This window comes from Herbidospora daliensis, from assembly GCF_001570585.1.
GTDB lineage: Bacteria > Actinomycetota > Actinomycetes > Streptosporangiales > Streptosporangiaceae > Herbidospora > Herbidospora daliensis.
Genome location: NZ_BBXF01000011.1, coordinates 44,497 through 71,182, shown reverse-complemented (window position 1 = coordinate 71,182; position 26,686 = coordinate 44,497). Strand labels below are relative to the sequence as shown.

The 26,686-nt window shown below is 71.2% G+C and carries 30 protein-coding genes; 13 read left to right on the top strand and 17 right to left on the bottom strand.

Going from position 1 to position 26,686, the window contains the following annotated elements; translation table 11 throughout:
- Window positions 1-11 precede the first annotated feature (11 nt).
- Window positions 12-242 (top strand): DUF3107 domain-containing protein, encoded by a 231-nt coding sequence (locus tag AW274_RS36465; protein ID WP_062443063.1) that lies wholly within the window; start codon window positions 12-14, stop codon window positions 240-242.
- 287 nt (window positions 243-529) lie between these two features.
- Here AW274_RS36465 and AW274_RS36455 read toward each other — a convergent pair whose 3' ends face one another.
- Window positions 530-1,183: a ferritin-like fold-containing protein gene (locus tag AW274_RS36455; protein WP_062339066.1), complete on the bottom strand. Its 654-nt coding sequence runs from the start codon at window positions 1,181-1,183 to the stop codon at window positions 530-532.
- A 351-nt stretch (window positions 1,184-1,534) separates the two neighbouring features.
- Here AW274_RS36455 and AW274_RS36450 point away from each other — a divergent pair, with 351 nt between their 5' ends.
- Both AW274_RS36450 and AW274_RS36445 read left to right on the top strand, forming a co-directional pair.
- Window positions 1,535-3,175 carry a DEAD/DEAH box helicase gene (locus tag AW274_RS36450; RefSeq protein WP_063813879.1) on the top strand — a complete coding sequence of 547 codons (1,641 nt, stop codon included), beginning with the start codon at window positions 1,535-1,537 and terminating at the stop codon, window positions 3,173-3,175.
- Window positions 3,176-3,241: 66 nt separating this feature from the next.
- On the top strand, window positions 3,242-4,117 hold the full coding sequence (locus AW274_RS36445) for an alpha/beta fold hydrolase (RefSeq protein WP_062443059.1): 876 nt from the start codon (window positions 3,242-3,244) through the stop codon (window positions 4,115-4,117).
- Window positions 4,118-4,192: 75 nt separating this feature from the next.
- Here AW274_RS36445 and AW274_RS36440 read toward each other — a convergent pair whose 3' ends face one another.
- From AW274_RS36440 to AW274_RS36430, 3 genes are read right to left on the bottom strand one after another with little or no spacing between them, the layout of a single operon-like run.
- Complete coding sequence (locus tag AW274_RS36440) at window positions 4,193-5,002, bottom strand: RecB family exonuclease (RefSeq protein WP_198169575.1); 810 nt, start codon at window positions 5,000-5,002, stop codon at window positions 4,193-4,195.
- Between the two features lie 29 nt (window positions 5,003-5,031).
- On the bottom strand, window positions 5,032-5,751 hold the full coding sequence (locus AW274_RS36435; RefSeq protein WP_062443173.1) for an MBL fold metallo-hydrolase: 720 nt from the start codon (window positions 5,749-5,751) through the stop codon (window positions 5,032-5,034).
- A gap of 10 nt (window positions 5,752-5,761) precedes the next feature.
- Window positions 5,762-6,391, bottom strand: a complete 630-nt coding sequence (locus tag AW274_RS36430; protein ID WP_062443054.1) for a DUF6758 family protein — start codon at window positions 6,389-6,391, stop codon at window positions 5,762-5,764.
- 72 nt (window positions 6,392-6,463) lie between these two features.
- On the opposite strand from AW274_RS36430, the gene AW274_RS36425 reads away from it, so the two are divergent.
- Window positions 6,464-6,832: an NUDIX hydrolase gene (locus AW274_RS36425; protein ID WP_062443051.1), complete on the top strand. Its 369-nt coding sequence runs from the start codon at window positions 6,464-6,466 to the stop codon at window positions 6,830-6,832.
- On the opposite strand, the gene AW274_RS36420 is transcribed toward AW274_RS36425, so the two are convergent.
- Window positions 6,829-9,312: a beta propeller repeat protein gene (locus AW274_RS36420; protein ID WP_157520922.1), complete on the bottom strand. Its 2,484-nt coding sequence runs from the start codon at window positions 9,310-9,312 to the stop codon at window positions 6,829-6,831. The two genes, AW274_RS36425 and AW274_RS36420, sit on opposite strands and share 4 nt — an antisense overlap.
- A 1,263-nt stretch (window positions 9,313-10,575) precedes the next feature.
- On the bottom strand, window positions 10,576-11,505 hold the full coding sequence (locus tag AW274_RS40900; RefSeq protein WP_062443043.1) for a CPBP family intramembrane glutamic endopeptidase: 930 nt from the start codon (window positions 11,503-11,505) through the stop codon (window positions 10,576-10,578).
- Between the two features lie 146 nt (window positions 11,506-11,651).
- Between AW274_RS40900 and AW274_RS40895 the strand changes: the two genes are divergently transcribed.
- Entirely contained in the window at window positions 11,652-12,329 is a 678-nt protein-coding gene (locus tag AW274_RS40895) for a hypothetical protein (protein ID WP_157520921.1), read from the top strand.
- Window positions 12,330-12,362: 33 nt separating this feature from the next.
- Entirely contained in the window at window positions 12,363-12,920 is a 558-nt protein-coding gene (locus tag AW274_RS36400; RefSeq protein WP_062443037.1) for a DUF6529 family protein, read from the top strand.
- Window positions 12,921-12,929: 9 nt separating this feature from the next.
- Here AW274_RS36400 and AW274_RS36395 read toward each other — a convergent pair whose 3' ends face one another.
- On the bottom strand, window positions 12,930-13,865 hold the full coding sequence (locus AW274_RS36395; RefSeq protein WP_062443034.1) for an HpcH/HpaI aldolase/citrate lyase family protein: 936 nt from the start codon (window positions 13,863-13,865) through the stop codon (window positions 12,930-12,932).
- Between the two features lie 115 nt (window positions 13,866-13,980).
- On the opposite strand from AW274_RS36395, the gene AW274_RS36390 reads away from it, so the two are divergent.
- Both AW274_RS36390 and AW274_RS36385 read left to right on the top strand, forming a co-directional pair.
- Complete coding sequence (locus AW274_RS36390; RefSeq protein ID WP_062443032.1) at window positions 13,981-14,541, top strand: biotin transporter BioY; 561 nt, start codon at window positions 13,981-13,983, stop codon at window positions 14,539-14,541.
- Between the two features lie 32 nt (window positions 14,542-14,573).
- Window positions 14,574-14,939 carry a hypothetical protein gene (locus AW274_RS36385; RefSeq protein ID WP_062443029.1) on the top strand — a complete coding sequence of 122 codons (366 nt, stop codon included), beginning with the start codon at window positions 14,574-14,576 and terminating at the stop codon, window positions 14,937-14,939.
- Here the strand turns inward: AW274_RS36385 and AW274_RS36380 are convergent.
- Complete coding sequence (locus AW274_RS36380; RefSeq protein ID WP_198169574.1) at window positions 14,923-15,873, bottom strand: EamA family transporter; 951 nt, start codon at window positions 15,871-15,873, stop codon at window positions 14,923-14,925. The two genes, AW274_RS36385 and AW274_RS36380, sit on opposite strands and share 17 nt — an antisense overlap.
- Window positions 15,874-15,954: 81 nt before the next feature.
- On the opposite strand from AW274_RS36380, the gene AW274_RS36375 reads away from it, so the two are divergent.
- Entirely contained in the window at window positions 15,955-17,163 is a 1,209-nt protein-coding gene (locus tag AW274_RS36375; RefSeq protein WP_062443026.1) for a magnesium transporter MgtE N-terminal domain-containing protein, read from the top strand.
- Window positions 17,156-17,629 carry a DUF1003 domain-containing protein gene (locus AW274_RS36370; protein WP_062443023.1) on the top strand — a complete coding sequence of 158 codons (474 nt, stop codon included), beginning with the start codon at window positions 17,156-17,158 and terminating at the stop codon, window positions 17,627-17,629. Before AW274_RS36375 ends, AW274_RS36370 begins: the two co-directional genes overlap by 8 nt.
- Here AW274_RS36370 and AW274_RS36365 read toward each other — a convergent pair.
- Window positions 17,588-17,965, bottom strand: coding sequence for a MarR family winged helix-turn-helix transcriptional regulator (locus tag AW274_RS36365; protein ID WP_232320658.1), 378 nt, complete (start codon window positions 17,963-17,965; stop codon window positions 17,588-17,590). The two genes, AW274_RS36370 and AW274_RS36365, sit on opposite strands and share 42 nt — an antisense overlap.
- A gap of 136 nt (window positions 17,966-18,101) precedes the next feature.
- Here AW274_RS36365 and AW274_RS36360 point away from each other — a divergent pair, with 136 nt between their 5' ends.
- On the top strand, window positions 18,102-19,241 hold the full coding sequence (locus AW274_RS36360; RefSeq protein WP_062443018.1) for an Mrp/NBP35 family ATP-binding protein: 1,140 nt from the start codon (window positions 18,102-18,104) through the stop codon (window positions 19,239-19,241).
- 139 nt (window positions 19,242-19,380) lie between these two features.
- On the opposite strand, the gene AW274_RS36355 is transcribed toward AW274_RS36360, so the two are convergent.
- From AW274_RS36355 to sigE, 4 genes are all read right to left on the bottom strand, one after another.
- Complete coding sequence (locus AW274_RS36355; RefSeq protein WP_062443015.1) at window positions 19,381-19,737, bottom strand: sec-independent translocase; 357 nt, start codon at window positions 19,735-19,737, stop codon at window positions 19,381-19,383.
- 62 nt (window positions 19,738-19,799) lie between these two features.
- On the bottom strand, window positions 19,800-21,179 hold the full coding sequence (locus AW274_RS36350) for a S1C family serine protease (protein ID WP_062443013.1): 1,380 nt from the start codon (window positions 21,177-21,179) through the stop codon (window positions 19,800-19,802).
- A 126-nt stretch (window positions 21,180-21,305) separates the two neighbouring features.
- Window positions 21,306-21,839 (bottom strand): anti-sigma factor family protein, encoded by a 534-nt coding sequence (locus AW274_RS36345; RefSeq protein WP_062443011.1) that lies wholly within the window; start codon window positions 21,837-21,839, stop codon window positions 21,306-21,308.
- Complete coding sequence (sigE, locus tag AW274_RS36340) at window positions 21,836-22,465, bottom strand: RNA polymerase sigma factor SigE (protein ID WP_062443008.1); 630 nt, start codon at window positions 22,463-22,465, stop codon at window positions 21,836-21,838. Before sigE ends, AW274_RS36345 begins: the two co-directional genes overlap by 4 nt.
- A gap of 127 nt (window positions 22,466-22,592) precedes the next feature.
- Here sigE and AW274_RS36335 point away from each other — a divergent pair, with 127 nt between their 5' ends.
- Window positions 22,593-23,222 (top strand): O-methyltransferase, encoded by a 630-nt coding sequence (locus AW274_RS36335; protein WP_062443005.1) that lies wholly within the window; start codon window positions 22,593-22,595, stop codon window positions 23,220-23,222.
- Here the strand turns inward: AW274_RS36335 and AW274_RS36330 are convergent.
- Together AW274_RS36330 and AW274_RS39840 are read right to left on the bottom strand one after the other, a co-directional pair.
- Window positions 23,206-24,585, bottom strand: coding sequence for a leucyl aminopeptidase family protein (locus AW274_RS36330; protein WP_062443001.1), 1,380 nt, complete (start codon window positions 24,583-24,585; stop codon window positions 23,206-23,208). The genes AW274_RS36335 and AW274_RS36330 overlap by 17 nt on opposite strands.
- 84 nt (window positions 24,586-24,669) lie before the next feature.
- Window positions 24,670-24,837, bottom strand: a complete 168-nt coding sequence (locus AW274_RS39840) for a DUF3117 domain-containing protein (protein WP_083502187.1) — start codon at window positions 24,835-24,837, stop codon at window positions 24,670-24,672.
- Between the two features lie 183 nt (window positions 24,838-25,020).
- On the opposite strand from AW274_RS39840, the gene AW274_RS36325 reads away from it, so the two are divergent.
- Window positions 25,021-25,788: a PaaX family transcriptional regulator gene (locus AW274_RS36325; RefSeq protein WP_062442998.1), complete on the top strand. Its 768-nt coding sequence runs from the start codon at window positions 25,021-25,023 to the stop codon at window positions 25,786-25,788.
- Here AW274_RS36325 and AW274_RS36320 read toward each other — a convergent pair.
- On the bottom strand, window positions 25,778-26,323 hold the full coding sequence (locus AW274_RS36320) for a DNA-3-methyladenine glycosylase I (protein ID WP_062442995.1): 546 nt from the start codon (window positions 26,321-26,323) through the stop codon (window positions 25,778-25,780). The two genes, AW274_RS36325 and AW274_RS36320, sit on opposite strands and share 11 nt — an antisense overlap.
- Complete coding sequence (locus tag AW274_RS36315) at window positions 26,317-26,652, bottom strand: hypothetical protein (RefSeq protein WP_062339040.1); 336 nt, start codon at window positions 26,650-26,652, stop codon at window positions 26,317-26,319. The genes AW274_RS36320 and AW274_RS36315 overlap by 7 nt, the downstream gene beginning before the upstream one ends.
- Window positions 26,653-26,686: the final 34 nt, after the last annotated feature.

Below are 26,686 nucleotides of genomic sequence, written 5' to 3'. Positions count from 1 at the left end.
AAGGGGCCCAGATGGAAATCAAGATCGGCGTAAAGTCGGTGCACCGTGAACTCGTCGTCGAGACCGACCTCACCGTCGAGGAGATCGAGGCGGAGATCCGCAACGCGCTCGCGGCCGACCGCGGCGTCTTCTCGATCACCGACGTCAAGGGGACCCGGGTGATCGTGCCCGTCTCGGCGCTCGGCTTCATCGAGATCGGCGAGGGGGCCAGCCGTTCGGTCGGCTTCGGCGGCACCCTCTAGATGAGTGCCTTCGGGCGCCGCTTTTGGACGGCGGCGCCCATTGGCTTCTCTAACGGGGACCGTGGATACAGCCCGGCGGACGTCTGCGTGGGATGTGTGCGTCGTCCCTGCGTCTGCTGATGGTCGGGCATCCTGAGCTCGCCCTGCGCAACACCGCGCGGGAGGCCCATCGGTTCGGTCCACATCTTGTCAAGGAACTGCCGTAGCGGCGCGAGGCCCTCATAACTCGCACGGTACAACCCAATGACGCCTTCACGCCTCTCGATCATCACTCTGGGGCGCCTGATTCAGCCTCCGGGAGTGAGCCCGAGCGCCGACATCCGCTTGCCGTGCTCCTCTGTCAGCTGGGCGAACATGCGCCCGATGGCGGCCAGGTCGTCGCCGTCGACCAGCAGTTCGGCCAGTTCCGGCCGGGCCGTCGCGACCCGGTGGGCCTGGCTGAGCGCCTCGCCGACCAGCCGCCGCGCCCACAGGGCCAGCCGGCCGCCCAGGCGCGGATCCTCCGCCAGCGCCTTCCTGACCCGTTCGACGACCAGTTCCGAGCGGGCCTCGTCGGCCAGCGCCTGGTCGACCAGCTTCTGGGTCTCCTCGTCGACCCGGCGGGCCGCCACCCGGTAGAAGTCGCCGGCCAGCCCGGTGCCCACGTAGGCCTTCACGAGGGCCTCGTACCAGTCTCCCGGCTGGGTCTGCTCGTGCCAGGCGTCGAGGGCGTCGGCGAACGGGGCCATCGCCTCCTCCGGGTCGGCACCCAGGTCGGCGATCCGGTCGCGGACCAGCCGGAAGTGGCCGTATTCGGTGGCCGCCACGTCGCCGAGCGCGGCCCTGTCGGTCAGCGAGGGGGCCAGCACGGAGGCGTCCTGCGCCATCCGGAGGAACGCGGTGAGCTCGGCGTAGGCGAGCACCCCGAGAAGGTCGACGACACCGGGCCGGGAAATGGTCATGGCAGCAGCGTAGGGGCAGGGTCTCACGAAGAAACATGCGAAACACGCCGCAAATCGGTTAGCAGCTGTGGTATCGAGTAGACTGCTCTGTGAGAAGTGCGACCGCACTGTGTTGATCCGGGGTATCTGTTCCCGGTAACCCCCAGAGAGTTTGGCTGCGCGCGGTCGCGTACGACGTCGAAGGCGCCTTTCGTAAGGACCCGGCACGCGAGCCCGTTTGGTCACGAAACCGCCTTCGCCACACGACTGAGGCAGGCGACGATTACGACGTTCCGAGACCTGGGTGTCATCCCAGAGATCGCCGATGCCCTGGAGACCGAGGGCATCGTCTCACCTTTCCCGATTCAGGAGATGGCTCTCCCCCTCGCGCTGTCCGGCCAGGATGTCATCGGCCAGGCCCGCACCGGCACCGGCAAGACCTACGCCTTCGGCGTCGCGATGCTCCAGTCCGTCGGGAAGCCACGCAAGAACCGCAAGAAGCCCCGGGGCCTCGTTCTGGTCCCGACCCGCGAGCTGGCCCTCCAGGTGACCGAAGACCTCGTCCTGGCCGCCGGGAAGCTCGGCTCCCGCATCCTGACCGTCTACGGCGGGCGCGCCTACGAGCCGCAGGTCGAGGCGCTCAAGAGCGGGGTCGACGTCATCGTCGGCACCCCGGGCCGGATGCTCGACCTGATCAAGCAGAAGCACCTCGACCTCAGCCAGATCACCATGATGGTGCTCGACGAGGCCGACCGCATGCTCGACCTGGGCTTCCTGCCCGACATCGAACGCATCATCAAGCTGGTGCCGGAGCAGCGGCAGACCATGCTCTTCTCGGCCACCATGCCGGGCGAGATCGTGGCCCTGTCGCGGCGCTACCTGACCCGTCCCATCCACGTGCGCGCGGAGACCACCGAGGCGGAGAACGACGCCCCCTCGCAGGTCACCCAGTTCGTCTACCGCACCCACCGGATGGACAAGATCGAGATCCTGTCCCGGCTGCTGCAGGCCGAGGGCCGGGGCCTGACCATGGTCTTCTGCGAGACCAAGCGGGCCTGCGACATGGTGCACGAGCAGTTGCGCGACCGCGGGTTCGCGGCGGCGGCCGTCCACGGCGACCTCGGCCAGGGCCAGCGCGAGCAGGCCCTGCGGGCGTTCCGCAACGGCAAGATCGACGTGCTGGTGGCCACCGACGTGGCGGCCCGCGGCATCGACATCGACGACGTCACCCACGTGGTCAACTACGACCTGCCGCAGGACGAGAAGACCTACGTCCACCGCATCGGCCGGACCGGCCGGGCCGGTCGCACCGGCGTCGCGGTGACGTTCATGGAGTGGACCGAGATGACCCGCTGGAAGGTCATCAACAACGCGCTGGGCCTCGGCAACCCCGAGCCGGCCGAGTCCTACTCCAGCTCGCCCCACCTGCTCGAAGAGCTGCGCATCCCGGCGGGCACCAAGGGCGTGCTGCCGCGCGCCAACCGCTCGCGGGCGGGCCTCGACGCCGAGGAGATCGAAGACCTCGGCGAGACCGGCCGCACCCGCAGCCGCCGCGACAAGGACCGCGACAGAGACCGCGACCGTGACCGGGACCGCGACAGGGAGAAGGACGAGCGCAGGGAGCGCCCGGCCAGGAACCGCCGTCGCACCCGGGCCGGCCGCACGTCCGACGAGGTCCCCGAGACCGTCGCCGAGGTCGTCGACGAGGTCGTCGACGTCGTCGAGGTCCCCGAGGCGCCCGCTCTCTTCGAGGGCGACATCCTCGATCCGATCCACGATGAGATTCACGAAGTTGAGGAAGAGGTGGAGGTGACTCCCATGGAGACCACCCGGCCGGCCGAACCCGAGAAGATCATCCCGGCCAGCCCGTTCGCGATCGTCTTCCGGTCGCCCGACCTGGCCACCGAAGACGACCTGCCCGCGCCCTCGGCCGCCACCGAGCGCAAGGCCGCGCGCGGCAACGGCCGTCACTCCGGCACCGGCGGCAACCGCCCGCGCCCGCGCCGGAACTAGCCCTGACACCGCAGGGCTCCGCTGCTCATCTGCGGCGCCCTGCGGGTTTCAGTATCGTGGCTTCACGTGAGTACGCCGAGATTCCTGGACCTGCCACCCGGAGTGAGCCCGAAGCGGATCGAAACCCCTGAAGGGGTGTTCGCCGTCCTCGAGGCCCTGCCCGGCAGCGGCCTGCCCGACCGGTGGCCGGCATTGCTGGTGCCCGGCTACACGGGCAGCAAGGAAGACTTCCTCTCGGTGCTGCAGACCCTCGCCCAGGCGGGCCGCCGCGTGGTCGCCGTCGACCTGCGCGGCCAATACGAGACGCCCGGCCCCGACGACCCCGCCGCCTACACCCGCGAGGCCCTGGGCCGCGACGTCGACTCCCTGGTGACCGTCGTGGGCGGCGGAGAGCCCGTCCACCTGCTCGGCCACTCCTTCGGCGGCCTCGTCACCCGTGAGACGGTCCTCGACGGCACCGGCAAACTGGCGTCCTACACCCTCATGAGCTCCGGCCCGGCCGGGATGGTGGGCCCCCGCGAGGTGGCCGGCCGGCGCATGCTGGAGAAGATGCCCGAGCTCGGCCTGGAAGCCATGTGGACCGAGAAGATGGAACCCGACGCGATCAAGGCCGGGGTTCCGGAGGAGATCGTGGCCTTCCTGCGCCGACGTCTGTTCGCCAACTCGCTGGTGGGTCTGGAGTGCATGGGCCGGGCCGTCCTCGACGCCGACGACCGCGTCGACGAACTGGCCGAATCAGGCCTGGCGACCCTGGTCCTCTACGGGGAACACGACGACGGCTGGCCGCCCCGGCTGCAGGCCGAGATGGCCGACCGCCTCGACTGCGACTGCGTCGTGGTGCCGGGCGCGGTGCACTCGCCCGCGGTGGAGGCGCCGGAAACAACGGCAGCGGCCCTGACCCGCTTCTGGAACACAGCAGAAAGCACGATGCTGGCCAGGTAGTGGGCTCATGTTTCAGCGCGGCTGAACCGGCAGCCATCTCTCTGGCTTGAGTGACGCGCGCAGGATGGACCCGGACTAGATCGGGGCCAGGCCGTCCCACGGATCCTTGTCGGGGGCGGCCGCCTGGCCCTCCGGGCAGTGTTTGCGGAAGTCGCACCAGGAGCACAGCACGCCCGGCGACGGCGCGAAAGTTTCATCGGTGGCTTCGCCCGCGCGGTAGGCCTCGTCGGCCTCCTGGGCCTCGGCCGCGATCTGGTCGGCCCGTGACAGGTGGCGGGCCAGGGACTCGTCGGTGTGCTCCCACTCGACGACCTCGCCGGTCGGCAGGTGGTGGAGCTCGACCCGGTGGCAGGGCCGTCGTAACACCCGGCTCGCCGCGACCGCGTAGACCGCCAGGGCCAGGGAGCCGCGCGCGTCGTCGCTGGTCAGCGGGCGGCGGCCGGTCTTGTAGTCGACCACGACCAGTTCGTCGCCGCGCCGGTCGAGGCGGTCGATGCGGCCCGACAGGGCCATCACCGACGTGCGGGTCGCGACGGTTCGTTCGACGCCGACCGGCTCGTCGGAGGGGTCGAGGGTGGCGGTGTAGCCGGAGACCATCTCGCGGGCCCGGTCACGCCACTTCAGCGACTGTTCGGCGTCGCGGAAGCCCTCGGTGATCCACCCGTTGGAGACCAGGATCGCGGCCGACAGCGGGGTGCGGCGTTCGTAGGGCTCCCGCCACCAGGCCGCCAGCGCGTTGTGGACCGACGCCCCCACGCTGTTGTGGCCCCACGGCGGGCCCTTCTGGGGCGCGGGGCGGTCGAGGTAGGTGAACCGGTAACGGCGGCGGCAGTCGAGCCAGGAGTTGAGCCGCGACGGCGTACACGAGAAGAGCCGCCGCGGCATTCCTTCCAGGGGGAGCTGCTCCACCGCGCTCAGTCGTCGTCGGCGGCGTTGAGGCGGATGCCCGACACGCGGGTGCCGTCGGTCAGCGGGCCCTCCTGCTGCGGCTCCTCGGGGCCGGCGGTCAGCGAACCGGAGAGCCACCGGTCGAACAGGGGCTCCAGGTCGCCGATCGTGCTCTCCTCGCCGTGGGCGGGGAGGACCCGGGTGTCGCCCGGCAGGGTGAAGAGCCGCTCGCCGATGGACGTCAGCTGGTCGGCCAGGGCCGGGTAGTCGCCGCCGAGCTTGCCCGGGCCGTCGGCCAGCAGGGTCTTGCCGGTGAACACGACGCCCAGCGACTCGGCCAGCAGCGACACGCCGCCCGCCGTCACGCCCGGGGTGTTCATGACCTCGAGCTCGGTGTCGGCGACGGCGAACAGGCCCTCGTCCTCCATCTCGATGTCGGGCCAGGTGTCTTCCCAGGTCTGCCGCCACAGACGCTTGTCTTTGGGGCTCAGGGCGATCACGGCCTCGTCGCGGGCGGCCACCTCGATGGCGCCGCCGACGTGGTCGGGCAGCCCGTGGGTGCAGATGACGGCGAGGACCTGCCGCTCGCCCACCTTCTCCAGGATCTTCTCCGCGTCGCGCGCGGGGTCGATGACGATGACCTCGTCGTCGTCACCCACGATCCAGGTGTTGTTCTCAACCTTGTGCTCGACGTCGTCGATCTCGACGACCCCCGAGGTCACCACTCGCTCGATACGCGCTGTCACGAACAGCACTCTAGCCCGTTCCCGCCGCGCCTTCCCCCGTCAGACGTGGAGAGAACGCCCCGAACGGCACGTCCCACTCGAGATCGCGAAGATCGGCCAGCGCGAGCTGCATGAGAGTGATCAGGTTCCCGGCCTCGGCGGGCCACGCCACGGTCCAGAGCCAGCGTCCGGCGGCCTCGCCGACGTACACCGCGCGATCTCCCGGGACCCCGTTCCGGACCACCCAGAGCGGGATCGAATGGCCGTTGGCGTCGATCTTGGTGATCGGCGTGCGGGCGACGATGTCTCCGGGGTCGGGACCGGGCAGGCCGGCGTACGCGGCCCCCAGGCCCACCCCCGGCTCCTCGGAGATGATCAGCAGATCGGCGGGACCGTAGCTGAGCGAGGGCCCGGAGACCGCGACCACCGTGGCCCGGTCACCCGCCTCGGCGAAGCCGGTCACCAGCCAGCCCGCGGGCAGGGGCCAGGGCAGCCAGACGGGTACGGTCGAGCCCCGGATCAGTTCGACGGCGGCCGGACCGGGCCGATGGGAGCGATGCGGCAGCACCTCGCCGTGCACGAGACACCGCCAGGCGCTCGACCAGACACTGGGCTCGCTCAGCTGGCCGAAGCACCGGGGACAGGTGGGCGCAGCTCTCACAGTTACTCACCGTGCTCCGATGCCCGGGACCCGTCAAGGGCTCCCGAACCTTTTAGCCGTAATCTTGGCGTTATGCGCTGTGTTGGGGCAATCATCCGCGACACCGAGGGCCGTCTCCTGCTCATCCAGCGCGGCCACCCCCCGTCGGAGGGCCTGTGGTCCCTGCCCGGCGGCCGCGTCGAAGAGGGCGAGACCGACGACGACGCCCTCCGCCGCGAGATCCGCGAGGAGACCGGCCTGGACATCCAGGTCGGCGCCCTGGCCGGCACGATCGTGATCGGCTTCTACGAGATCTTCGACTACCACGCCCACGTGACCGGCGGCGATCTCCGCCCGGGAGACGACGCGGCGGCGGCCGTCTGGGCCACCGATGATGATCTTGTACGTCTCCCGCTGACGAACGGCCTCCTCGACTTCCTGAACGACCTCCCCGTCCCCTAGGCGTCTCCCGAGGACAGGGTGCTGCGCCAGATGGTGATGTTGTCGGTCCTGCTCGTCGTCGAGCGGCCGACCGCGATCACCCGCTGGCCCGAGATCGTCACCGCCTCCAGCCACTGCGCGCCCGCCCCGCCCAGCCCGTCTTCGACGAGCCCGTGCCGGACCCACACCAGCCCGTCCTCCGACGCCCACACCGAGCTGTCGACCTCGCTGCCCGTCCCGTGGGCGCCCACGGCGACGATGCCGCGCTCGCTCGCCGTCAGGTCGAGGACCACGGCCGGCGCTTCGGCGGGCAACCAGGCGAACTCCCAGGTGTCGCCGCCGTCGCCGCTCACCGCCGAGAAGGGGCGGGTGCCGTCGTCGGTCAGGGCGGTTCCCGTCGCGATCAGCTTTCCGTCGCGGGCGACGATGTGGCGCAGCCCGGCCGACTGGGCGTCGTCGGGCAGCACCCGGTCCCTGGCCTCCCACTTCAGCCCGTCGGAGGAGACCCAGACGACCCCGTTCTCCCGTTCCGACCGGCCGGTCCCGCCGATGGCCACGAAGCCGTCGTCGGTGGCGGCCACGTCGTGGATGCGCACCTCGGCGGCCCTGCCGGGCAGATCGCCCACGCGGGTGAACTTCTTCAGGTCGGCGGTGAACCAGAGCGCGGGGCCGATCCCGGCGCCGGTCTGGTCTTCGCCGGCCAGGACGTAGCCCTTCGGCCCCGCGGCGACCGTCTGGGGCGCCAGGTAGTAGTGCCCCTCGGGCGCCGACATCTCGGGCCCCGGCCGCCAGCCCTTGCCGTCGGACGACACCACCAGCAGCGGCTTGGTGACCAGCAGGTCGGCCATCGTGCTGCCGACGGCGAGCCAGCCCTTGGGTCCGTGGGCGACGTCGGAGAGCGCCTGCCGGCCCGACCCGCCGAGCCACTGGGAGTTGATCGCCCGCCAGTTGGCGCCGTTGTTCCCGCTGGTCCAGATGCCCGCGTCGCCGTTGGCCGAGCCGACCGCGACGAACGCGCCCCCGGCCGCCAGCACGCCGGAGGTGTTGCGCGCCAGCCGGTTCAGGCCCGGCACGCTCTCCAGCGGCACGGCGCGGGCGGCCTTGCCCTTCTCGGCCGTCATCAGGACCGGCAGGTTCTCCACGTCGCCGGCGCCGCGTTTGTCGCCGCCGGCGACCAGGCGTCCGGTGTCGGTGATGGTCAGCCCGCGCAGCGTGCCCGGGATGAGGCCGAGGTCGGCCCGTTTCCGCCAGTCGCGGCCGTCGTCGCTGGTGAAGAGGGCGTACTCCTCCCACGCCGACTCCACGACGGCGGCCAGGCCCGCCCCGGAGGCCGCCAGGCCGCGCACACCGCTCCCGGCCGGGCTCAGCGGCCCGATGGTCCCGCAGGCGGTCCAGTTCTGGCCCTCGGGCGAGCAGTGGACGCGTACACCCGGGCCCGAGAACCGCTGCCCGGTCGGCACCAGCACGAAGCCGTCACCCGACGCGGCCAGCGCGCCCGGTTCGGGCCTGATGTCGGGCAGCGCCGTCGCGGTACGCAGCCACGTCTTCCCGCCGTCGTCCGATCGCAGGATCACGGTCGCGGTGCCGGCCCCCGGTTCGGCCAGCGCGACGACCTTGTCGCCCTTGGCCACGACCGCCTTGACGGTGCGGATCATGTCGGGGGTGCCGATGCGCGGGGTCTCCACCCGCGTCCACGCCTGCCCGTCGGCGGAGGTCCAGGCGACCGCGCCGGGCGTGCCGTCGGCCTGCATGGTGCTGCCGACGGCGACGAAGCCGGTGGCGGTCCGGGCCAGATCGGTCACCCGGTCGGATTCGAGGAACATCCCGAGCCGGGCCGGGTCGACCGCCGCCCACGACCGGCCGTCGGGCGACGTCCACATGCCCCGGCCCTCGGGCCCGGCGGGGTCGGTGCTGACGGCGAGCCACTTCCCGCCGCTCCCGACGACCCGGCCGGGCGACCCGGGCGCGGCCTCGTAGCCGGGCGGCCCGTTGACCTCGCCGAGAGTCCAGTCCTTGCCGTCGTTGACCGACACGATGAACAGGGGCCGCGCGATGGCGCTGGTGGTGTCGGTGCCGACCGCCACGATCGTCGCCCCCGAGGAGGCGACCGAGGTGAGCACCTGCCGCGACCCGTTGCCGGGCAACCCCGGCGCCTGGAACGCCGAGTCGCCCGACTGCCCGTCGCCGACGGCGAGCCGGATACCCGACGTGGCTGGCGCGGTGGCCCACCGCACCACGAACAACCCGAACGCGGCGGCCGTGATGACCGCCACGATGACCAGCAACGGCAACCCGATCCTCGGCCGCCGCCGCTGCGCCCGCACCCCCCTGCGCCCGTGTTTCCCACCCCGGGGCGGCCCCAGCGTGGCCAGCACATCAGGCCGCAACGGCCGCCCGCCCGGCGGCTTCCCGATGCGCTCAGGCGGCGCCTTCCGAACAGCGGGAACCGTCGCCGGTACGTCCTTCTCCCGCCTCCCCGGCCCGAACTCGGGCTCGGACACGAACTCGGGCTCCGCCGCGATGGCCGGCCGAACCCTGATCCCATGTTCACGCGGGGGCCCGGAGGCGACCAGCTTGTCGGGATACTCGCGGGGCCCGCGCCGCTCGTCGTCATCGGGCCGCTGAGGGGTGGAGTAGGGCCGATGATGCCGAGGCGGAAAGTCAGACGGCCGGCTCTGCCGCAACCCGGGGTCAGGCGGATAAATCCCCTCAGGCGTGGCCTCTTCTCCGCGAATGGCGGGATCGACGGGATACATGGGCTCGACCCCAGGCGGCAACCCCGCCTCTCCCCGCGAGACCCCGAGCGGATCATTCAGCAGATCATCACGAGCGACCCCACCAAGCCCGGCGACCGCGGGCAGCGCCCGCCCGGTATCGGCATAAGGATCCGCGCCCCGCGCCCGATCGACTTCGCCAAAGGGATCGGCACCTCGCGAGCCACTCGGCCGCTCGCCTGCGCTCCCCGATCGACCGATTTCGCGGTGCGGGTCGGACTCCGGGGACCCGCCCAGCCCTTCGACCGCGCTGACAGGCCGATCGGCCTCGCCATAAGGATCGGTACTGCGCCGTCCACTGGGCTCGCGATAGGGATCGGCGCCACGCCAGCCACTCGGCCCCTCGACTGCGCCAACAGGCCGATCGGCGTCGCCATAGGAGTCGGCTCGTGATCTGTCGGGCTCGCCGTGAAGGTCAGCGGCCCGTGAGCCGCCGAGACCCTCGATCGCCGCTGTGTCTCGCGATCGGCTCGGTTCGCCCAGGGCGTCTTCCGCCCGCGCCGGTTCCGCCTCGCCAGGCACCGGAGGCGGGGGTAACGGGGACTTGCCCAGCGGCCAGATCACCTGGTCCTGGGGTTCGCCCGGCCGGGGGCCGATCGGGGCGTGGCGGCGTTCGCCCAGGGCCTCGAAGGGTAACGAGCCGATCGCGCGCCGGGGCTGGGTCGTCTCCAGGTCGCCGGGGCGGGGCTCGTCGAGGTCGGCCGCGGCGTCGTAGGGGCGGCGGCCCTTTACGGGAGGCTCCTCGGGCGTCGGGGCGGCGAAGGGGGGCAGGGCCCAGGGTGAGGTGCGCGGGCGGGGACTCTCCTCAGGGGTCGTGGCAGGGCCCGGTGGCGAGTGGTGGAGCTTGGGGGGCACATCCGGCTGCTCCTCGTCTTCGGGGGGCACGGCCACTTACCTCCTCTATCAGGACCGTTCCACATATGTCTGGGAGGGACGCAATCCCTCTGATACCCCTCCCGCAACCCACGATCACCTCCTCTCTAGTGAGATTTATCCGCTCGTCACTGAAATTCCCGACTTACGAGCCAAAACCACGACACCAACCCCAAAAACGCCAAATTGCACGATCGTTCCCACCAGCGTCTGCCAGGGCAGCGAACCCTGCTCCAGCGCCGACCCGAGCTCCCCCGCCACCGCCGCGATCCCGAACGCCCCCACGTTGTTCACCGCGTGCAGCGCGATGGCCGCCTCCAGTCCGCCGGTGCGCACCGACACCCATCCCATCAGTACGCCGAACCCGAACGTATAGGCGATTCCGAAGTCGGTGTAGCCGTGGAACGCCGCGAAGACGGCCGCCGAGATGACGATCCCCCACCACGGATTACGCAAATAGCCCCCGAAAGCCTGAACCACCCAGCCCCGGAACGCGTACTCCTCAGCAGCCGCCTGCATGGGCACGAGGAGAAGGACGACGAGCAACGGCACCAGCACATCCGACCAGCCCGCCCAGCCGTATCCAGGGGAAACCCCCGTCGCCAGCAGGACCAGGCTCTGGGCGACCTCCCCCAGCACCACCGCGAGGATCGCCAATGGAACGCACCGCAGGAGCCACCGCCACCGAAGCCGCCCGGCCACCGAGGAGAGCGTTCCGGCCGGCCGCCGCTGCACCAGCCAGGCCGCCCCCAGCACCAGCGGGATCAGGAGCGCGATCGCAACGAGCTGGAACGCGAGGTCGAGCACCGGGTCCTCGAACAGGATCCGGCCGGGGGACAGCCCCATCGGCGAGGCCCCCGACACGGCCATGAGGAGCATCGCGACCAGGCCGAGCGCCGCCGTCAGCGCGACGTAGACCACCACGATCAGCAGGGTCCCGAGCAGGGGCCGCCACCAGCGGTGGATCGGGGTGCGCGCGAGCTGGTCGTACCGGAGGCCCGGAGGCGGCGGGACGATCCACGACGTGAGCGATGGCTGCTGGATCACGCCCCCATTCTCATCACAGACGAGTGCGCATTAGTCCACAGACAGACGCGGCCCGCCGCGATTCACTCTGGGGCAGGAAACAAACCCAGGAGAGACGGAACATGAGCCGGCTAGGACCCATTTACACATTGGCCGTCGGAGTGGTGATGACCGCGGGCCTGACGGTGGCCAGCGCGACCGCCTCGCCCCAGATCCAGGAGACCGCCGCCGTCCCGGCCGCGGCCGGGGCCGACCCGCTGGCCACGCCCGAGGAGACCCCCGAGGCCGAAGAGGCGGCCACCCCCGACGCGACCCAGGAACCCGAAGAGGTGGCCGCCCCCGAGCAGGAGGAGGACCCCACCCCCAAGAAAGCCGACTACGCCGGCGTCGTCGACCAGAACGGCGGCCTGATCGCCATCTCGATCAGGAAGGGCAAGGTCGTCGGCTACTTCTGCGACGGCAAGATCGAGGCGTGGCTGCGCGGCACCGCCGCCGACAACACGATCACCCTCGAAGGCAAGGACACCCTGGTCACCGCCGCGCTGCGGGGCGGCAAGGCGCAGGGCCGCATCGAGTGGAAGAACAAGAGCTGGCGGTTCTCGGCCGCCACCGTGAAGAAGCCCTCGGGCCTCTACCGCGCCACCGCCCAGGTGCGCGGCGCCCGTGTCGTCGGCGGCTGGATCAAGCTCCCCAACGGCCAGTCGGTCGGCCGCATCATGCTCGGCGAGAACTCCGGCGAGCCCGCCGCCGCCTTCGACGGCGGCGTCCAGGAGTGGTACGGCATCCCGCTCACCCCCCAGGACCCCGACCAGTTCATCGACGCCTTCCTGGCCCCAGCCTCCTGATCATCGCCGCCCCCGAACGCTTGAGAGCCTGAGATGTCTCACACCCAAGTCGCCCCACAGAACCGTGGCGCCGTCGCCGTCCTCGTCATCCCCGTGCTCGCGGGCGGCCTGGTCGCCGCCGCCCTCGGCGTGTACGGCGAACTGCACCCCCCGACCGGTTTCGCCTACGGCCTGGCCGGGTTCTCCGGCCCGCTGGCCATGAAGGTCTGGCTGACCACGCTCGCCGCGCTGCTGGCGATCGTGCAGGTGATCTCCGCGTTCGCCATCTGGGGCAAGATCCCCGTGCAGGGCTCCTGGCCCGGTGTGGTGCACCGCTGGTCGGGCCGCCTGGCGTTCCTGGCCACCGTGCCGGTCGCCTTCCACTGCCTCTATTCGGTCGGCGCGCGCTACGACGACCCGCGCGTCATGTTCCACTCGATCCTCGGCTGCGTCTTCTACGGCGTGTTCGTCACGAAGATGTTGTCGCTGCCCAAGCGCGGCCTGCCCGGCTGGACGCTGCCGGTCGCCGGCGGCCTGCTGTTCACGCTGCTGATCGGCCTCTGGCTGACCTCGTCGTTCTGGTTCTTCACCACCATCGGCGTGCAGTTCTGAGATCGGGCCTCAGGGCCGCTCGAACGCCTTCGTCCGGGCGAGCCCTGCGGCGCGGCCCTTGGCCGCCACCACCAGCGCCATCTTGCGCGACGCCTCGTCGATCATCTCGTCGCCGAGCATGACCGCGCCGCGCCGTTCGACCGTCGTGTAGTAGTCGTAGGCGTCGAGGATGAGCTCGGCGTGGTCGTAGTCGTCCTGCGCGGGCGAGAAGACCTCGTTCCCGGCGTCGATCTGGCCGGGGTGCAGCACCCACTTGCCGTCGAACCCGAGCGCCGCCGCCCGCGCGGCGACGCGGCGGAAGCCGTCGACGTCCTTGATCTGCAGGTAGGGCCCGTCGATCGCCTGGAGGCCGTGGGCGCGGGCGGCCATGAGGATGCGCATCAGGATGTAGTGGTAGGCGTCGCCCTCGGGGTAACCGGGCGGCTGCTCCCCGACCACGAGCGTGCGCATCCCGATCGAGGCCATGAAGTCGGCCGGGCCGAAGACCAGCGTCTCGACCCGGGGCGACGCCTGGGCGATCTCGTCGACGTTCACCAGCCCCCGGGCGCTCTCGATCTGCGCCTCGATCCCGATGCCCCCGACGGGCAGCCCGACGGCCTTCTCGACCTGCGTCAGCAGCACGTCGAGCCACCGCACGTGGGAGGCGTCCTCGACCTTGGGCAGCATCAGGCAGTGGAGCCGGTCGCCCGCGCCCTCGACCACCTCGATGACGTCGCGGTAGGTCCACGAGGTCGACAGGTCGTTGACCCGCACGACGACGGTCTTGCCCGCCCAGTCGCCCTCCTTCAGGAAGGAGACGACGTTGGTCCGGGCCGGCTCCTTGGCCAGCGGGGCCACCGAGTCCTCCAGGTCGAGGAACACCTCGTCGGCGGGCAGCCCCTGGGCCTTCTCCAGAAAGCGGGGGCTGCTCCCGGGAACCGCCAGACACGTACGTCGCGCGCGCATGGGGCCAACCCTACAAAGCCGGACGGTGGACCTTGTGCCAGGGCGCATACGGGATCACCGGGTGATCTATGCGATTAATGGGGAGGTAATTCCTCTTCCTCAATGGAGACAGACAATGTCCCGAGTCGTCGCCGCGAACCGCCCCGCGGTCCTCTCCGACCTCCTCCCCGGCACGATCGTCCGCGACGTCGCGCTCGTCGTCGGCGCCGCCGCGCTGACCGGTCTGACCGCTCAGGTGGCGTTCCCGGTGCCGGGCAGCCCCGTGCCGGTCACCCTCCAGACCTTCGCCGTGCTGCTCTCCGGAGCCGCTCTGGGCCTCTCCAGGGCCGCCGCGGGCATGGCCCTCTACCTGCTCGCCGGCCTCGCCGGCGTGCCGTGGTTCACCGCCGCGGGCGACTCCACCCTCGGCTACGTCGTGGGCTTCTTCCTGGCCGCCTCGGTCGTCGGCGCGCTGGCCGGGCGGGGCGGTGACCGCACCGTCGTCAGGACCCTCGTCACCATGGTCGTCGGCACGCTGCTGATCTACCTCGTGGGCGTGCCGTGGCTGGCCGTGGCCGGCGACATGAGCCTGGCGACCGCGATCGAGCAGGGCGTCGTGCCCTTCCTCATCGGCGACGGGATCAAGATCCTGCTCGCCGCCGGACTGCTCCCCGCGGCCTGGAAAATCGCCTCCTGACAGGCGAATTGACCTGTGCAAAGCTGGCGGTCATGAGCCTCGCGTTGATCGAAGACGCAGCGAAGCGGTCGAGCGTGTTGTGGGTGGTGCTGCCGCAGGGCACCCGCCTGGCCTGGCACGTCTGGCACGACGACGCCATCTACATGGTGGTCGGGGGCGGGGAGCAGAACCTCCCCGGCCTCACCACTCAGCACGAGATCGAGGTCGTGCTCCGGAGCAAGGACAACGGCGCCCAGCTCGTCCGCTTCCCTGCGGCCGTCGAGGTCGTCGACCAGACGACCAGCCCCGAGGTGGTGGCCGCCCTTGCCAAGGAGCGGCTGAACGCCCCCGACGCGGCCGGGCTGCCCGCCCGCTGGGCGAAACGCTCGTCGGTGATCCGGCTCAGGCCGACGGGTTGAGCACCGGCTCGCGTGCGGCGGGCGCCTCCTCCGCGGGAGCCCGCCGTACCGTCGCTGTCTGGGCCAGCAGCGCGCCGAGCAGCACCACCGCGCCGCCCACGATCTGGTAGGCGCCCAGCGACTCCCCCAGCAGGAACCAGGCGATCAGCGCGCCGGTGATGACCTCCAGCGAGGCCACCGTCGCGCCCACCGCCGCCGACAACCGCCGCACCGCGGTCACGCCCGCGATGTACGCCACCACCGTCGCCACCAGGATCAGCCAGCCGGCCGCCCCGGCGACGGGCAGGGTGTTGCCCGCCACGGTCACGACGTCGCCGAAGACCGCCCAGTCGATCGACCAGGGCTGGGCGAACGGCAGCAGCACGACCGCCGCGCCGAGCATGCCCCAGGCCACCAGGCCGAGCGGGTCGACGTGCAGGTTGTCGCTCATCAGGAAGTAGCCCGCGCAGCACGCGGCGGCCAGCAGGGCCAGCACGAGCCCGATGGCGTCGAGCCGCAGCCCGTCCCAGACCTCGACCACGACCGCGAGCCCGCCCACCGCGATGACCGCGCCGACGTAGGCCGCGCGCGGCAGCCTGATCCCGCGGACGAAGCGCACCCAGAGCACGACCAGGACCGGCGAGGTGTACTCGATCAGCAGGGTCACGCCGACGGGCAGCCGCTGGATGGCCAGGAAGTACAGGGCCTGCACCCCGGCGACGGCGACCAGGGCGTACACCCCGAAGAAGAGCCACTGCCCGCGGGGGATGCGCAGCGCGGCGGGCCGCAGCAGCGCCAGGGCGGCCAGGAGGAGCAGCCCGGCCCCGGCCATGCGCACCCACACCGACTCCAGCGGGGCGAGCCCGGCGGCGTTCAGGTACTTCGCCATGGGTCCGGAGAACCCGAAGCACACGGCGGACACGGCCGCGATTCCAAGGCTGACTGACCGGATCATGACTCTTCCCTGTAACTACCGTTGACCTACTTTGATCCTGTCATATCCGCCCGGACCGGGGCATCCCCATAACCTGCCAAGGTGGAGCGGATCTTCGTGGCCCGGCTGGCCGGGCTCGCGGTGTTCGATCCCGCCGGTGACAAGATCGGCCGGGTCCGGGACGTGGTCGTCGCGCTGCGCGGCCCGCTGCCCCCGCGCGTCCACGGCTACGTCGTGGAGGTCCAGCCGCGCCGCCGGGTGTTCCTGCCGATCACCCGGGTGATCTCGGTCGAGGCCGGGGCGGTCATCTTCACCGGACGCCTCAACCTGCGCCGTTTCGAGCAGCGCGAGTCGGAGACCCTGGCGATCGGCGAGCTGCTCGACCTGGAGATCACCGTCGACGACGAGCCCGGCACGGTGCTCGACCTGGCCATGGAGCAGCCCAACCCGCCCGACTGGATGATCACCAAGGTCGCCTTCCGGCGCGGCACCCGCCGCAGGGGCGAGACCACGGTCGTCGACTGGGGCCAGGTCAGCGGCTTCGAGGTGGCCCAGAAGGACCAGGGCGCGCAGAGCCTGCTGGCCGCCTTCGACGCCATGCGCCCCGCCGACCTGGCCGGGGTGCTCCAGGAGCTCCCCGGAAAGCGCATGGCCGAGATCGCCGCCGCCCTCGACGACGACCGGCTGGCCGACGTCCTGGAGGAGCTGCCCGAACGCGACCAGGTCGCCATCCTGGGCGACCTCGACGCCGAACGGGCCGCCGACGTCCTGGAGCACATGGGCCCCGACGACGCCGCCGACCTGCTCCAGGAGCTCCCGCCCGACCAGGCCGAGAGCCTGCTGGCCCTGATGATCCCCGAAGAGGCCGATCCGGTACGCCGCCTCCTCGGCTACGCGGAGGACACCGCCGGCGGCATGATGACCACCGAGCCCGTCGTGCTGCCGCCGAACTCCACCGTCGCCGAGGCGCTGGCCCGGCTGCGCAACCGTGAGCAGCCGCCCTCGATCGCCGCCCAGGTCTTCGTCGCCCGCCCGCCGACCGAGACCCCCAGCGGCCGCTACCTCGGCATCGCGCACATCCAGCGATTGCTCCGCGAGCCCAGCTTCGCCCTGCTCGGCTCACTCGTCGACGACAGCGTCGACCCGATCAGGCCCGAGTTCTCCCTCCCCGAGGTGGCCTCCTACCTGGCCACCTACAACCTGGTGGCGGCCCCGGTGATCGACGAGGACGGCCGCCTGATCGGCGCGGTCACCGTCGACGACGTCCTGGACCACCTGCTGCCCGAAGACTGGCGGGAGCGACATGACTGAAGGCCGGCTCGACCAGCCCCGCGAACTGCGCAGGCAGCTGCCCATCCGGTACGACCCCGAGGCGTTCGGCAAGTGGTCGGAGAAGTTCGCCCGTTTCCTGGGCACGGCCAGGTTCCTCGTCTACATGACCGCCTTCGTGATCGTCTGGGTCACCTGGAACACCCTGGGCCCGCTGAGATTCGACCCCTACCCGTTCATCTTCCTGACCCTGATGCTCTCGCTCCAGGCGTCGTACGCCGCCCCGCTGATCCTGCTCGCGCAGAACCGCCAGGACGACCGCGACCGGGTCCAGGGCGAGCAGGACCGCCACGCGGCGGAGCAGAACCGGGCCGAGCTCGAATACCTGACCCGGGAGATCGCCGCGCTGCGCATCGCCCTGGGTGAGGTCGCCACGCGCGACTTCATCAAGGCCGAGGCCGAGTGGCTAGTCGACCAGCTTCACGGCGAGCGCGGCACACTGCCCTAGCTCGGCCCCGCTCAGCCGTTCGACGAACTGGGCCCGCACCCCACGGAGGTAGGTCGGGGTGGCCTCGTCGAGCAGGGCCGTGCCCTTGTCGGTGAGCACGGCGTAGAGGCCGCGCGCATCGCTCGGGCAGGCCTGCCGTTCGACCAGGCCGTCGCGTTGCAGCCGGTCGATCAGCCGGGTCAGCCCGCTGCGCGACAGCAGCACCCGGTCGGCGAGGTCGTTCATCCGCAGCCGTTTGTAGGGCGACTCGGACAGTTGGAGCAGCACGTCGTACGAGGCCATGGCCAGATCGTGGGACTCCAGGAGGTCGGATTCGATGCTCCGGGTGATCCGCATCTGGGCACGTTGCATAGTGCGCCAGACCTCGATTTGTTCCGCCGACAGGACAGGCGGACTTGTCGGACTCACCCGCGCCATCCTAGAGGCGCGACCTCGATTCGTATGACCGGTCGCCAGTTCGTAGCATGACTACATGGCACCGACCCCAGAAGTGGTGACCGCGGCCCTGGCGACGGTCAACGACCCCGAGATCCGCCGGCCGATCACCGAGCTCGACATGGTCAAGAGCATCGACATCGCCCCCGATGGGCTGGTGCGCGTAGGCGTTTACCTCACCGTGTCCGGATGTCCGATGAAGGACACCATCACCCGCGACATCACCGCCGCCGTCTCCAAGATCGAGGGCGTCACGCGCGTCTCGGTCGAGATGGACGTGATGAGCGCCGAGCAACGTAAAACCCTGCAGACCAAACTGCGCGGCAACCGGGGCCCCGAGAAGGAGATCCCGTTCGCCCAGCCCGGCTCGCTGACCCGCGTCTTCGCGGTCGCCAGCGGCAAGGGCGGCGTCGGCAAGTCGTCGGTGACGGTCAACCTGGCCGCCGCGATGGCCTCCTCCGGCCTCAAGGTCGGCGTGGTCGACGCCGACATCTACGGCCACAGCATCCCGCGCATGCTGGGCGTCGGCGAGCGGCCGACCAAGGTCGAAGACATGATCATGCCGCCGGTGGCCCACGACATCAAGGTCATCTCGGTCGGCATGTTCAAGCCCGAGGGCAACAGCGCGGTGGTGTGGCGCGGCCCGATGCTCGACCGGGCGCTCCACCAGTTCCTCGCCGACGTGTTCTGGGGCGACCTCGACGTCCTGCTGATGGACCTGCCGCCGGGCACCGGCGACATCGCGATCTCGGTCGCCCAGCGTATGCCGAGCGCCGAGATCCTCGTGGTCACCACCCCGCAGCAGGCCGCCGCCGAGGTCGCCGAGCGCGCGGGTTCGATCGCCGCCCAGACCCACCAGCAGATCGCCGGCGTCATCGAGAACATGTCGTGGCTGCCCTGCCCCCACTGCGACGAGCGCATCTCGGTCTTCGGCGAGGGCGGCGGCCAGACCGTCGCCGACGCCCTCACCCGCACCCTGGGTTCGAGGGTCCCGCTCCTGGGCCAGATCCCCATCGACACCAGGCTCCGCGAGGGCGGCGACGAGGGCAAGCCCCTCGTCCTCACCGACCCCGACGCCCCGGCAGCGGCCGAACTCCGCCGCATCGCCGCCGGCCTCAGCAAGAAGAGGGGCGGCCTGAAGGGCATGAAGCTCGACATCAGCCCCGCAGGCCGATAAAGCCTTCTTCTCCGTTACGGCTCCGCCCACCCTGGCAGCCGCCCGCCGCCTCCGGCCGGCGCCGTAACCGCCGCCAACCGGCCGCGCCCGGACAGCCGAAAAGGCCCGCTCCTTCCGGAGCGGGCCTTTGTGCTGAGGCTCAGGTCGCCTCGTTGTCGTAGGGCGGTATCTCCCCCGCCGTCAGCTCGACCGCCACCGGAGGGGGCGGCGGGTCGGCCGCGGCGGTCTCCTCCGGGGTGGCGTTCCAGTCTTTCTCGACGTCGTCGAGCAGGTGCTTGCGGACGAAGTTCTTGGGGTTGAGGTCGGTCGGGTCGAAGTTCTTGAACTCCGGCCCGAGGTTGGCCTCGAGGTCGGTGCGGGCGTTGTTGGCCATCTGCCGGATCTGCCGCAACGTCCGGCCCGCCTGCGAGGCGACCCCCGGCAGCTTCTCCGGCCCGAAGACGAGCAACGCGATCACTACAAGCGCCAGGATCTCCGCCCAGCCGAGTCCGAACACCGTAGATCTCCCTTGCCCTGCCCGAACCGTCGTGAATCAGACTAGTACCAGGGCAGGCGTGCTCACGAGGGCTGGGCCGACGGAGCCGGCGCCGCCCCGATCACGACATCCACTGTTCGCTCGGCGCCCGCCCTGCTGTATTTGAACGGGACCCGGTCGCCCGGCGTCTTGCTGCGGATCGTGACGATCAGCTCGCGGCTGTCGCTGATCGGCTGCCCGTCGACCTCGAGGATCACGTCGCCCGCCCGGAGCCCGGCCTTGTCGGCGGGCCCCTGCGGGGTGATCGGCGGCACCCCACGATCGGGGGCGTCGGCGATGCGCACCCCCTGACCCTGGTAGTTCTGGTCGATCGTGATCCCGATCCGGGACGTGCGGGCCGAGCCGGTCGAGATGAGCTCCTCGGCGATCCGGCGGACCTGGTTGACGGGGATGGCGAAGCCGAGGCCGATGCTGCCCGACTGCTGCCCGCCCATCGGCTGCCCGGCTCCTATGGTCGCGATGGCCGAGTTGACGCCGATGACCTCGCCCCGGCCGTTGACCAGCGGGCCGCCCGAGTTGCCGGGGTTGATCGCCGCGTCGGTCTGGATGGCGTTGATCAGCGCCGAGTCGCGCCCGCTCTCGCCACCCGCCTCGACGGGCCGGTTGAGCGAGCTGACGATGCCGGTGGTGACCGTGCCGGTCAGGCCCAGCGGCGAGCCGATCGCGATCACCGGGTCGCCGACCACCATCGAGTCGGAGTTGCCCAGCGCCACCTCGGGCGAGCCGAACGTCTCGTCGGGCTTCACCACGGCGATGTCGGAGTTGGGGTCGCGCCCCACGATCTGCGCGGTGGTCGACTCGCGGTTGGCGAACCGGATGCGGATGCCCCCGCCCGACCGCGCGGCGGCGGCCACGACGTGGTTGTTGGTGACGATGTAGCCGCCCCGGATCAGGAACCCGGAGCCGGTGCCCGCCTGCCCGCTGCCCTGCACCTCAAGGGAGACCACGCTGGGCAGCACCTTGGCGGCCACCCCCGCGATCGACTCGGGCGCCCGACCGGTCGGCGCGGCCGCCGGGGTCGGGATCGCGTAGCCGGGGTCGATGCCGGCGGTCGGCCGGGTCAGCAGATAGGTCCCGCACGACGCCGCGCCACCGGCCACCAGCGCGATCGCCAGGCCCAGCGCGGCCAGGGTGCCGGTCCGCGGCCCGGCGCGCCGCTCCCGCCGGGGCGGTTCGGGGATGCCGCCGGGCGGTGGCGCCCACCCCTGCCCCATGCCGTAGGCGTTGGGCGGCGGAGGTGGCGGGAAATAGGTCTGTGTCGGCTCTCCGCCGGGAAGCGGGGGCGGCGGATGGGCCGCACCCTGCTGCTGGGGCCGGCGATGGGGGTCTTCGTCGCCCCACTCGCCCACCGGATAGAACTCAGGCCGCCCGTACGCGTCGTCGTCACGCGTGTCGTCGGTCATCGGTGCAGTCACTCCCAGCGGTTGTGGCGGGGCCGCCACCCAGTCTCATGAGAAAGGCATACGACCCGTGTCTCACGCCAGATCGTATGCCGTCTCACTGCCCAGACGTGGTGCCGGTTAGTCGCGTCAAGGAACAAGCTTGGGCGAGGAACCGGGCGACGGAGAACCCGGCAGCCGGCTGTGGGGCGACGCGGTGACCTGCGGGGGGAACATCATCTCGGGCGCGGGGGCAGGGCGAGGCTCGCCGTTGACCAGAAAAAGCGACCCGAGCGCGACCGCCGCCGAGGCCACCCCGACCGCGACGTAACCGGCCGCGCGGCGGCGGGGGCTACGGCCGGGGCCGGTCGCGCCAAAAGGACGGCGGGCCGGACGGGTGTCGGCGGGGGCGATGCTGTAGGGACCGGGCAGCTGCCGGGGCGGCTGCCCGGTCAACGGGCGGGCCGGAGGACCCATGTCTCCCAGCCGCAGCAGCGACATCGTCAGATCGGCCGGCATCGCGGGCGGGTCGAGGGACCGCAGGCGGCTCTTCAGCGCCCGCATCCCGTCGACCTCGTCGCGGCAGTCGGCGCAGAACGTCAGATGGGCGAGGGCGCGCTCGCGCTCGTGGTGCGCGAGCTCGCCGTCGATCAGCGCGGAAACGCGCTCACCAAGATGCGTCATGCTCCCTCCCGGGTGAACGATGAAGGGGGAAGCTGGTCACCGCGCGGCGCGCGGTGGTCGAGCGCGTCGCGCAGTTGCGCGCGCGCCCGGTGGATGCGGCTGCGGACGGTGCCGAGCTTGACGCCCAGCGTCGCCGCGATCTCCTCATAAGAGAGGCCCTCGATGTCGCAGAGCACCACCGCCGCCCGGAACTCCGGGGCCAGCGCGTCGAGCGCGGCCTGGATGTCGGCGTCGAAGTGGTTGTCGTCGTAGGCCCGCTCGGGGGACGGCTCGCGGCCGTGCATGCGCTCGGCGGCGTCGTCGGCCAGACCCTCGAACCTGATCCGCTGCTTGCGGCGGGCGCCGTCGAGGAACAGGTTGGTGGTGATCCGGTGCAACCAGCCCTCGAACGTGCCCGGCTGGTAGCTGGACAAAGAGCGGAACACCCGGACGAAGACCTCTTGGGTCAGGTCTTCGGCGTCGTGGATGTTGCCGGTCAGCCGGTAAGCGAGCCGGTATACCCGTGCCGAGTGGTTTCTGACGACCTCCTCCCAGGTGGGAGGTGTCCAGGTGGACGCCTCAGCACCCGCCTGGTGGTCGTGATCGTCCACCGGCAATCCTCTCTCCAGGACCGTTGCTACAGCCATAGTGCCTGGTTTCGCCCCTTCCTGCGTACCAGCGGCGAACGGGCTTAACAAAGACCGTTCAAAGCTGCAACGTCCCCGTTGCGGCGTGAGTTCCCGATCGGGGCGTACTCCCCTACGCTTGCCAACCATGAACACGGCGAGCCTGGCCCATGCGGAGGACTTCGTCCCGGAGGACGACGTCCTGCGCAACGCGCGACAGCGCGGCGAGGAGGTGGGCGCCCCGCCCATCCTGCCCGGCGGGGGCGCCGCGCTCTGCTTCCTGGCGACCGCGGTCAACGCGCGGTCGGTGGTCGAGATCGGCACCGGCTGCGGGGTCTCGGGCCTGTGGCTGCTGCGGGGAATGCGCTCCGACGGCACGCTGACCAGCGTCGACGTCGAGCCGGAACACCAGCGGCTGGCCCGGCAGACGTTCTCCGAGGCGGGCTTCGCCAGCGGGCGCACCCGGCTCATCGTGGGGCGCGCCCTCGACGTGCTGCCCCGGCTGGCCGACGGCGGCTACGACCTGGTCTTCTGCGACGCCGCCAAGCAGGAGTACGGCGACTATCTGAGCGAGGCGCTGCGGCTGCTGCGGCCCGGCGGGATCGTGGCCTTCGACAACGCCCTGTGGCACGACAAGGTGGCCGACCCCACGCAGCGCGATCCCGAATCGGTCGCGATCCGCGAGGTCGGCCGGCTGATCAAGAACGACGAGCGGCTGCGCCCGCTCATGCTGCCGCTGGGCGACGGCCTGCTCGCCGCGGTCAAGCTGACGAACTGAGCCAGTCGAGCAGCAGCCTGACGCCGAACCCGGTGCTGCCCTTCTCGTTGCGGGCCGGGCCCGCGATGTCGAGGTGGGCCCACGGGCGCCCGCCGGTGAACTCCTGGAGGAACAGGGCGGCCTGGACCGACCCGGCACCAAGTCCGCCCTTCTTGTCGACGTTGGCGAGGTCGGCCACGTCGGAGTCGAGCGCGGTCCGGTAGTCGTCGATCAGCGGCATGCGCCAGAGGCGGTCGCCGCTGCGGGCGGCCGAGGCCAGCAGGCCGGCGGCCAGGGCGTCGTCGGTGGCGTAGAGGGCGCCGAAGCCGGTGCCCAGGGCGACCTTGGCGGCGCCGGTGAGCGTGGCGATGTCGATCAGCACGTCGGGGTCGAGGTGGCGGTCGGCGTAGGCCATCGCGTCGGCCATCACCAGGCGGCCCTCGGCGTCGGTGTTCAGCACCTCGACGGTCCGGCCGCCGTACTGGGTGATCACGTCGCTGGGGCGCTGGGCGTTGCCGCCGAAGGAGTTCTCCGCGCAGGCGATCAGGCCGGTGACCTTGACCGGCACGTCGAAGGCGGCCAGGGCCGACAGGACGGCGATCACGGCCGCGCCGCCGGCCATGTCGGTCTTCATCTCCTTCATGGACGCCGACGGCTTCAGCGACAGGCCGCCGCTGTCGAAGGTGATGCCCTTGCCGACCAGCACGACGTGGCGGGTGGCCCCCGGCGGGGCGTAGGTCATGGTGATCAGGCACGGCGGGTTGACCGAACCCTGGCCCACGGCGCGGATGCCGCCGAAGCCGACCAGCTCGGTGTCGACCGTGACCTCGACGCCCTCGCCCGCCAGCGCGACCGCCTGCTCGGCCAGCCAGGCCGGGGACTTGATCGAGGCGGGGGTGTTGGTCAGGTCGCGGGCGTCGCTGGTGGCCTTGGCCACCGCCTCGCCGCGGGCGACCGCGGCGGCGTCGGCGCCCGACAACACGATCTCGTGGACCGGCGTGGTCTTCGGCTCGCCCAGCTTGTAGGTGTAGGTGCCCAAGAGGGCCCCGGCGACCAATTCGGCCACGTCGCCCTCGGAGGGGGCCACGATGGTCAGCCGCTCGCGGCCGTTGACGCGGCCGGCCAGGGCGGCGCCCGCCTTGCGGAGATCGGCCGGAGCCGGGCCGGTGCCGTACAGGAGAACGCGGCGCACGCCGTGGGCGGCGGCGACGGGTATCTCGACGACCTCTCCGGGCTCGCCCTTGGCCTCGTAGTGCGCGAGCAGGGCCGGGACGGAGACCGGCAGCTCGACGTCGGGGGCCAGGTCGGGGCCGAACGGGACGGCGAGGAACTCGGCGTCACCGTCTGCTTGGGCCACGGTGGTCACGGTGGTCTCAATAGGCACGGTTTCTCCACGTCAAGGAAAAAGGATGCGGCCCCGGCGCGGAAGTCCGCGGCGGGGCCGACGTCGCTCGATATCCGGCTGTAGTCAGCCGACCACGTTCTTCAGCGCGTCACCGAGGGCGCTGGCCTCGTCCGCCGATAGCTCGACGACAAGCCGGCCGCCACCTTCGAGCGGGACCCGCATGACGATGCCCCGGCCTTCCTTGGTGACTTCCAGCGGACCGTCACCAGTCCGCGGCTTCATCGCCGCCATGCGTGTATCCCTTCCCGCGTTGTCGGCCGTCCAATGAAGGGTGGCCGGCGCATTCACGTCTTCTGTGATGTCCTATTATCCCGCCTCCGGGTTCAAAAAGGTAACGGGAGAGGACTCGGTTGAGGATCAAAGCGGTCGGCCGATGGATTGTCGGCGGAAGATCCTGACTCCACACTGGGTGGGATGAACGCCCGAGCCGCGCTTTTCGACCTCTACGGCGACCATCTGCGCAGCCGGGGAGGCCAGGCGTCGGTGGCCGCCCTGGTCCGGCTGCTGGCGCCGCTGGAGATCGCCGCGCCCGCCGTCCGGACGGCGATCTCCCGGATGGTCCGGCAGGGGTGGCTCGATCCGGTCAGGCTGCCGCAGGGGCCGGGCTACGCGGCCACGCCGAAATGCGTTCGACGTCTCGACGAGGCGGCCGCGAGGGTCTACCGGGGCGGCACGATCACCTGGCCGGGCCGCTGGCACCTGCTGGTGATCGAACCCGTCCGCGACCGGACCCGGCGGGAGCGGCTGCGGGCCCATCTGTCCTTCCTCGGGTACGCCCCCCTCTCGGAGACCACCTGGATCGGCCCCCGGGCCTCGGCCGAGCTCGACCAGCTCGACCTGCACGCCGACCGGTTCGAGGCGGTGCTCGACGGCGATCCGGTCGATCTGCTCGCCCGAGCCTGGGATCTCGACGCGATCGGGCGGGCCTACGAAGAGTGGCTGGCCGGGGTTCGGCCCTTGATCGACGGGCTGCCCGACGACGCCCCCGACGACCTGGTCTTCGCGGTCAGGTCGCGGCTGGTGCACACCTGGCGCAACTTCCTGTTCCGCGACCCCGGGCTCCCGGCGGCGCTGCTGCCCTCGGGGTGGCCGGGCGACAAGGCGCGGGCCTATTTCGAGCAGGAGGCGGCGCGGCTGATGCCGAAGGCGGCCGCCTTCGTCGAGCGCACCCTCACGTCGTAGCCACGCAGCCTTCGATGTGGTCGTTGACCAGGCCGATCGCCTGCATCAGCGCGTAGGCGGTGGTGGGGCCGACGAACCGGAAGCCCTTCTTCTTGAGCTCCTTGGCCAGCGCCTGGGAATTGACCGTGGACGAGGGGATGTCGGCCATGGTCTTGCGGACCGGGGAGTCGGGCTCGGCGTAGGTCCAGACCAGGGCCGACAGGCCGCCGGGGAGGTCGAGGGCGGCGCGGGCGTTGGCGATCGCGGCGTCGACCTTGGCCCGGTTGCGGACGATCCCGGCGTCGGCCATCAGGCGTTCGACGTCTTTCTCGGTGTAGGCCGCGACCTTCTCGATGACGAAGCCGTCGAAGGCCCGGCGGAAGTTCTCGCGCTTGCGCAGGATCGTGATCCACGACAGGCCCGACTGGAAGGCCTCCAGGGTGACCCGTTCGTAGACCCGGTCGTCGCCGTGGACCGGGCGGCCCCACTCATGGTCGTGGTAGTCGAGGTAGAGCGGGTCGCTCGTGGCCCAGGCGCAGCGGACGATCTCTACCATGCCTCTTCCGAATCGAGCGACTTGGCCTGGAGGCGGCTCGCCATCAGCTCGGCCACCTTCTGCTCCAGGACGGCGATGCGGGTGTCGCGGTCGCGGATGGCGGTCGCGGCCCGCTGGAGGGTCTCGTCGACGGAACCGGTGTGGTAGCCGACCAGGCCGACCGGGAACTGCACGGTCACCAGGTCGACGGCGGTCACCTGGGCGGCGTCGGGGAGCTCCAGCGGCGGCACGTCGGGCGGGAACTCCGCCATCGCCCCGCCCTGGCCCATGGAGACCCAGACCACGCAGCCCACGACCGCGAGCGCGGCGAGAACGAGTACGACCAGCACATACGAATCGTGCCACATGTGCCGAGCGTGAGAG

Coding starts and splice junctions, on each gene's coding strand:
- AW274_RS36465 (WP_062443063.1), top strand. CDS start 12: ATGGAAATCAAGATCGGCGTAAAGTCGGTGCACCGTGAACTCGTCGTC.
- AW274_RS36455 (WP_062339066.1), bottom strand. CDS start 1,183: ATGACCATTTCCCGGCCCGGTGTCGTCGACCTTCTCGGGGTGCTCGCC.
- AW274_RS36450 (WP_063813879.1), top strand. CDS start 1,535: ATGGCTCTCCCCCTCGCGCTGTCCGGCCAGGATGTCATCGGCCAGGCC.
- AW274_RS36440 (WP_198169575.1), bottom strand. CDS start 5,002: ATGCCGCGGCGGCTCTTCTCGTGTACGCCGTCGCGGCTCAACTCCTGG.
- AW274_RS36425 (WP_062443051.1), top strand. CDS start 6,464: ATGCGCTGTGTTGGGGCAATCATCCGCGACACCGAGGGCCGTCTCCTG.
- AW274_RS40895 (WP_157520921.1), top strand. CDS start 11,652: ATGACCGCGGGCCTGACGGTGGCCAGCGCGACCGCCTCGCCCCAGATC.
- AW274_RS36400 (WP_062443037.1), top strand. CDS start 12,363: ATGTCTCACACCCAAGTCGCCCCACAGAACCGTGGCGCCGTCGCCGTC.
- AW274_RS36395 (WP_062443034.1), bottom strand. CDS start 13,865: ATGCGCGCGCGACGTACGTGTCTGGCGGTTCCCGGGAGCAGCCCCCGC.
- AW274_RS36390 (WP_062443032.1), top strand. CDS start 13,981: ATGTCCCGAGTCGTCGCCGCGAACCGCCCCGCGGTCCTCTCCGACCTC.
- AW274_RS36385 (WP_062443029.1), top strand. CDS start 14,574: ATGAGCCTCGCGTTGATCGAAGACGCAGCGAAGCGGTCGAGCGTGTTG.
- AW274_RS36380 (WP_198169574.1), bottom strand. CDS start 15,873: ATGATCCGGTCAGTCAGCCTTGGAATCGCGGCCGTGTCCGCCGTGTGC.
- AW274_RS36370 (WP_062443023.1), top strand. CDS start 17,156: ATGACTGAAGGCCGGCTCGACCAGCCCCGCGAACTGCGCAGGCAGCTG.
- AW274_RS36365 (WP_232320658.1), bottom strand. CDS start 17,965: ATGCGGATCACCCGGAGCATCGAATCCGACCTCCTGGAGTCCCACGAT.
- AW274_RS36360 (WP_062443018.1), top strand. CDS start 18,102: ATGGCACCGACCCCAGAAGTGGTGACCGCGGCCCTGGCGACGGTCAAC.
- AW274_RS36350 (WP_062443013.1), bottom strand. CDS start 21,179: ATGACCGACGACACGCGTGACGACGACGCGTACGGGCGGCCTGAGTTC.
- AW274_RS36345 (WP_062443011.1), bottom strand. CDS start 21,839: ATGACGCATCTTGGTGAGCGCGTTTCCGCGCTGATCGACGGCGAGCTC.
- sigE (WP_062443008.1), bottom strand. CDS start 22,465: ATGGCTGTAGCAACGGTCCTGGAGAGAGGATTGCCGGTGGACGATCAC.
- AW274_RS36335 (WP_062443005.1), top strand. CDS start 22,593: ATGAACACGGCGAGCCTGGCCCATGCGGAGGACTTCGTCCCGGAGGAC.
- AW274_RS39840 (WP_083502187.1), bottom strand. CDS start 24,837: ATGGCGGCGATGAAGCCGCGGACTGGTGACGGTCCGCTGGAAGTCACC.
- AW274_RS36325 (WP_062442998.1), top strand. CDS start 25,021: ATGAACGCCCGAGCCGCGCTTTTCGACCTCTACGGCGACCATCTGCGC.
- AW274_RS36320 (WP_062442995.1), bottom strand. CDS start 26,323: ATGGTAGAGATCGTCCGCTGCGCCTGGGCCACGAGCGACCCGCTCTAC.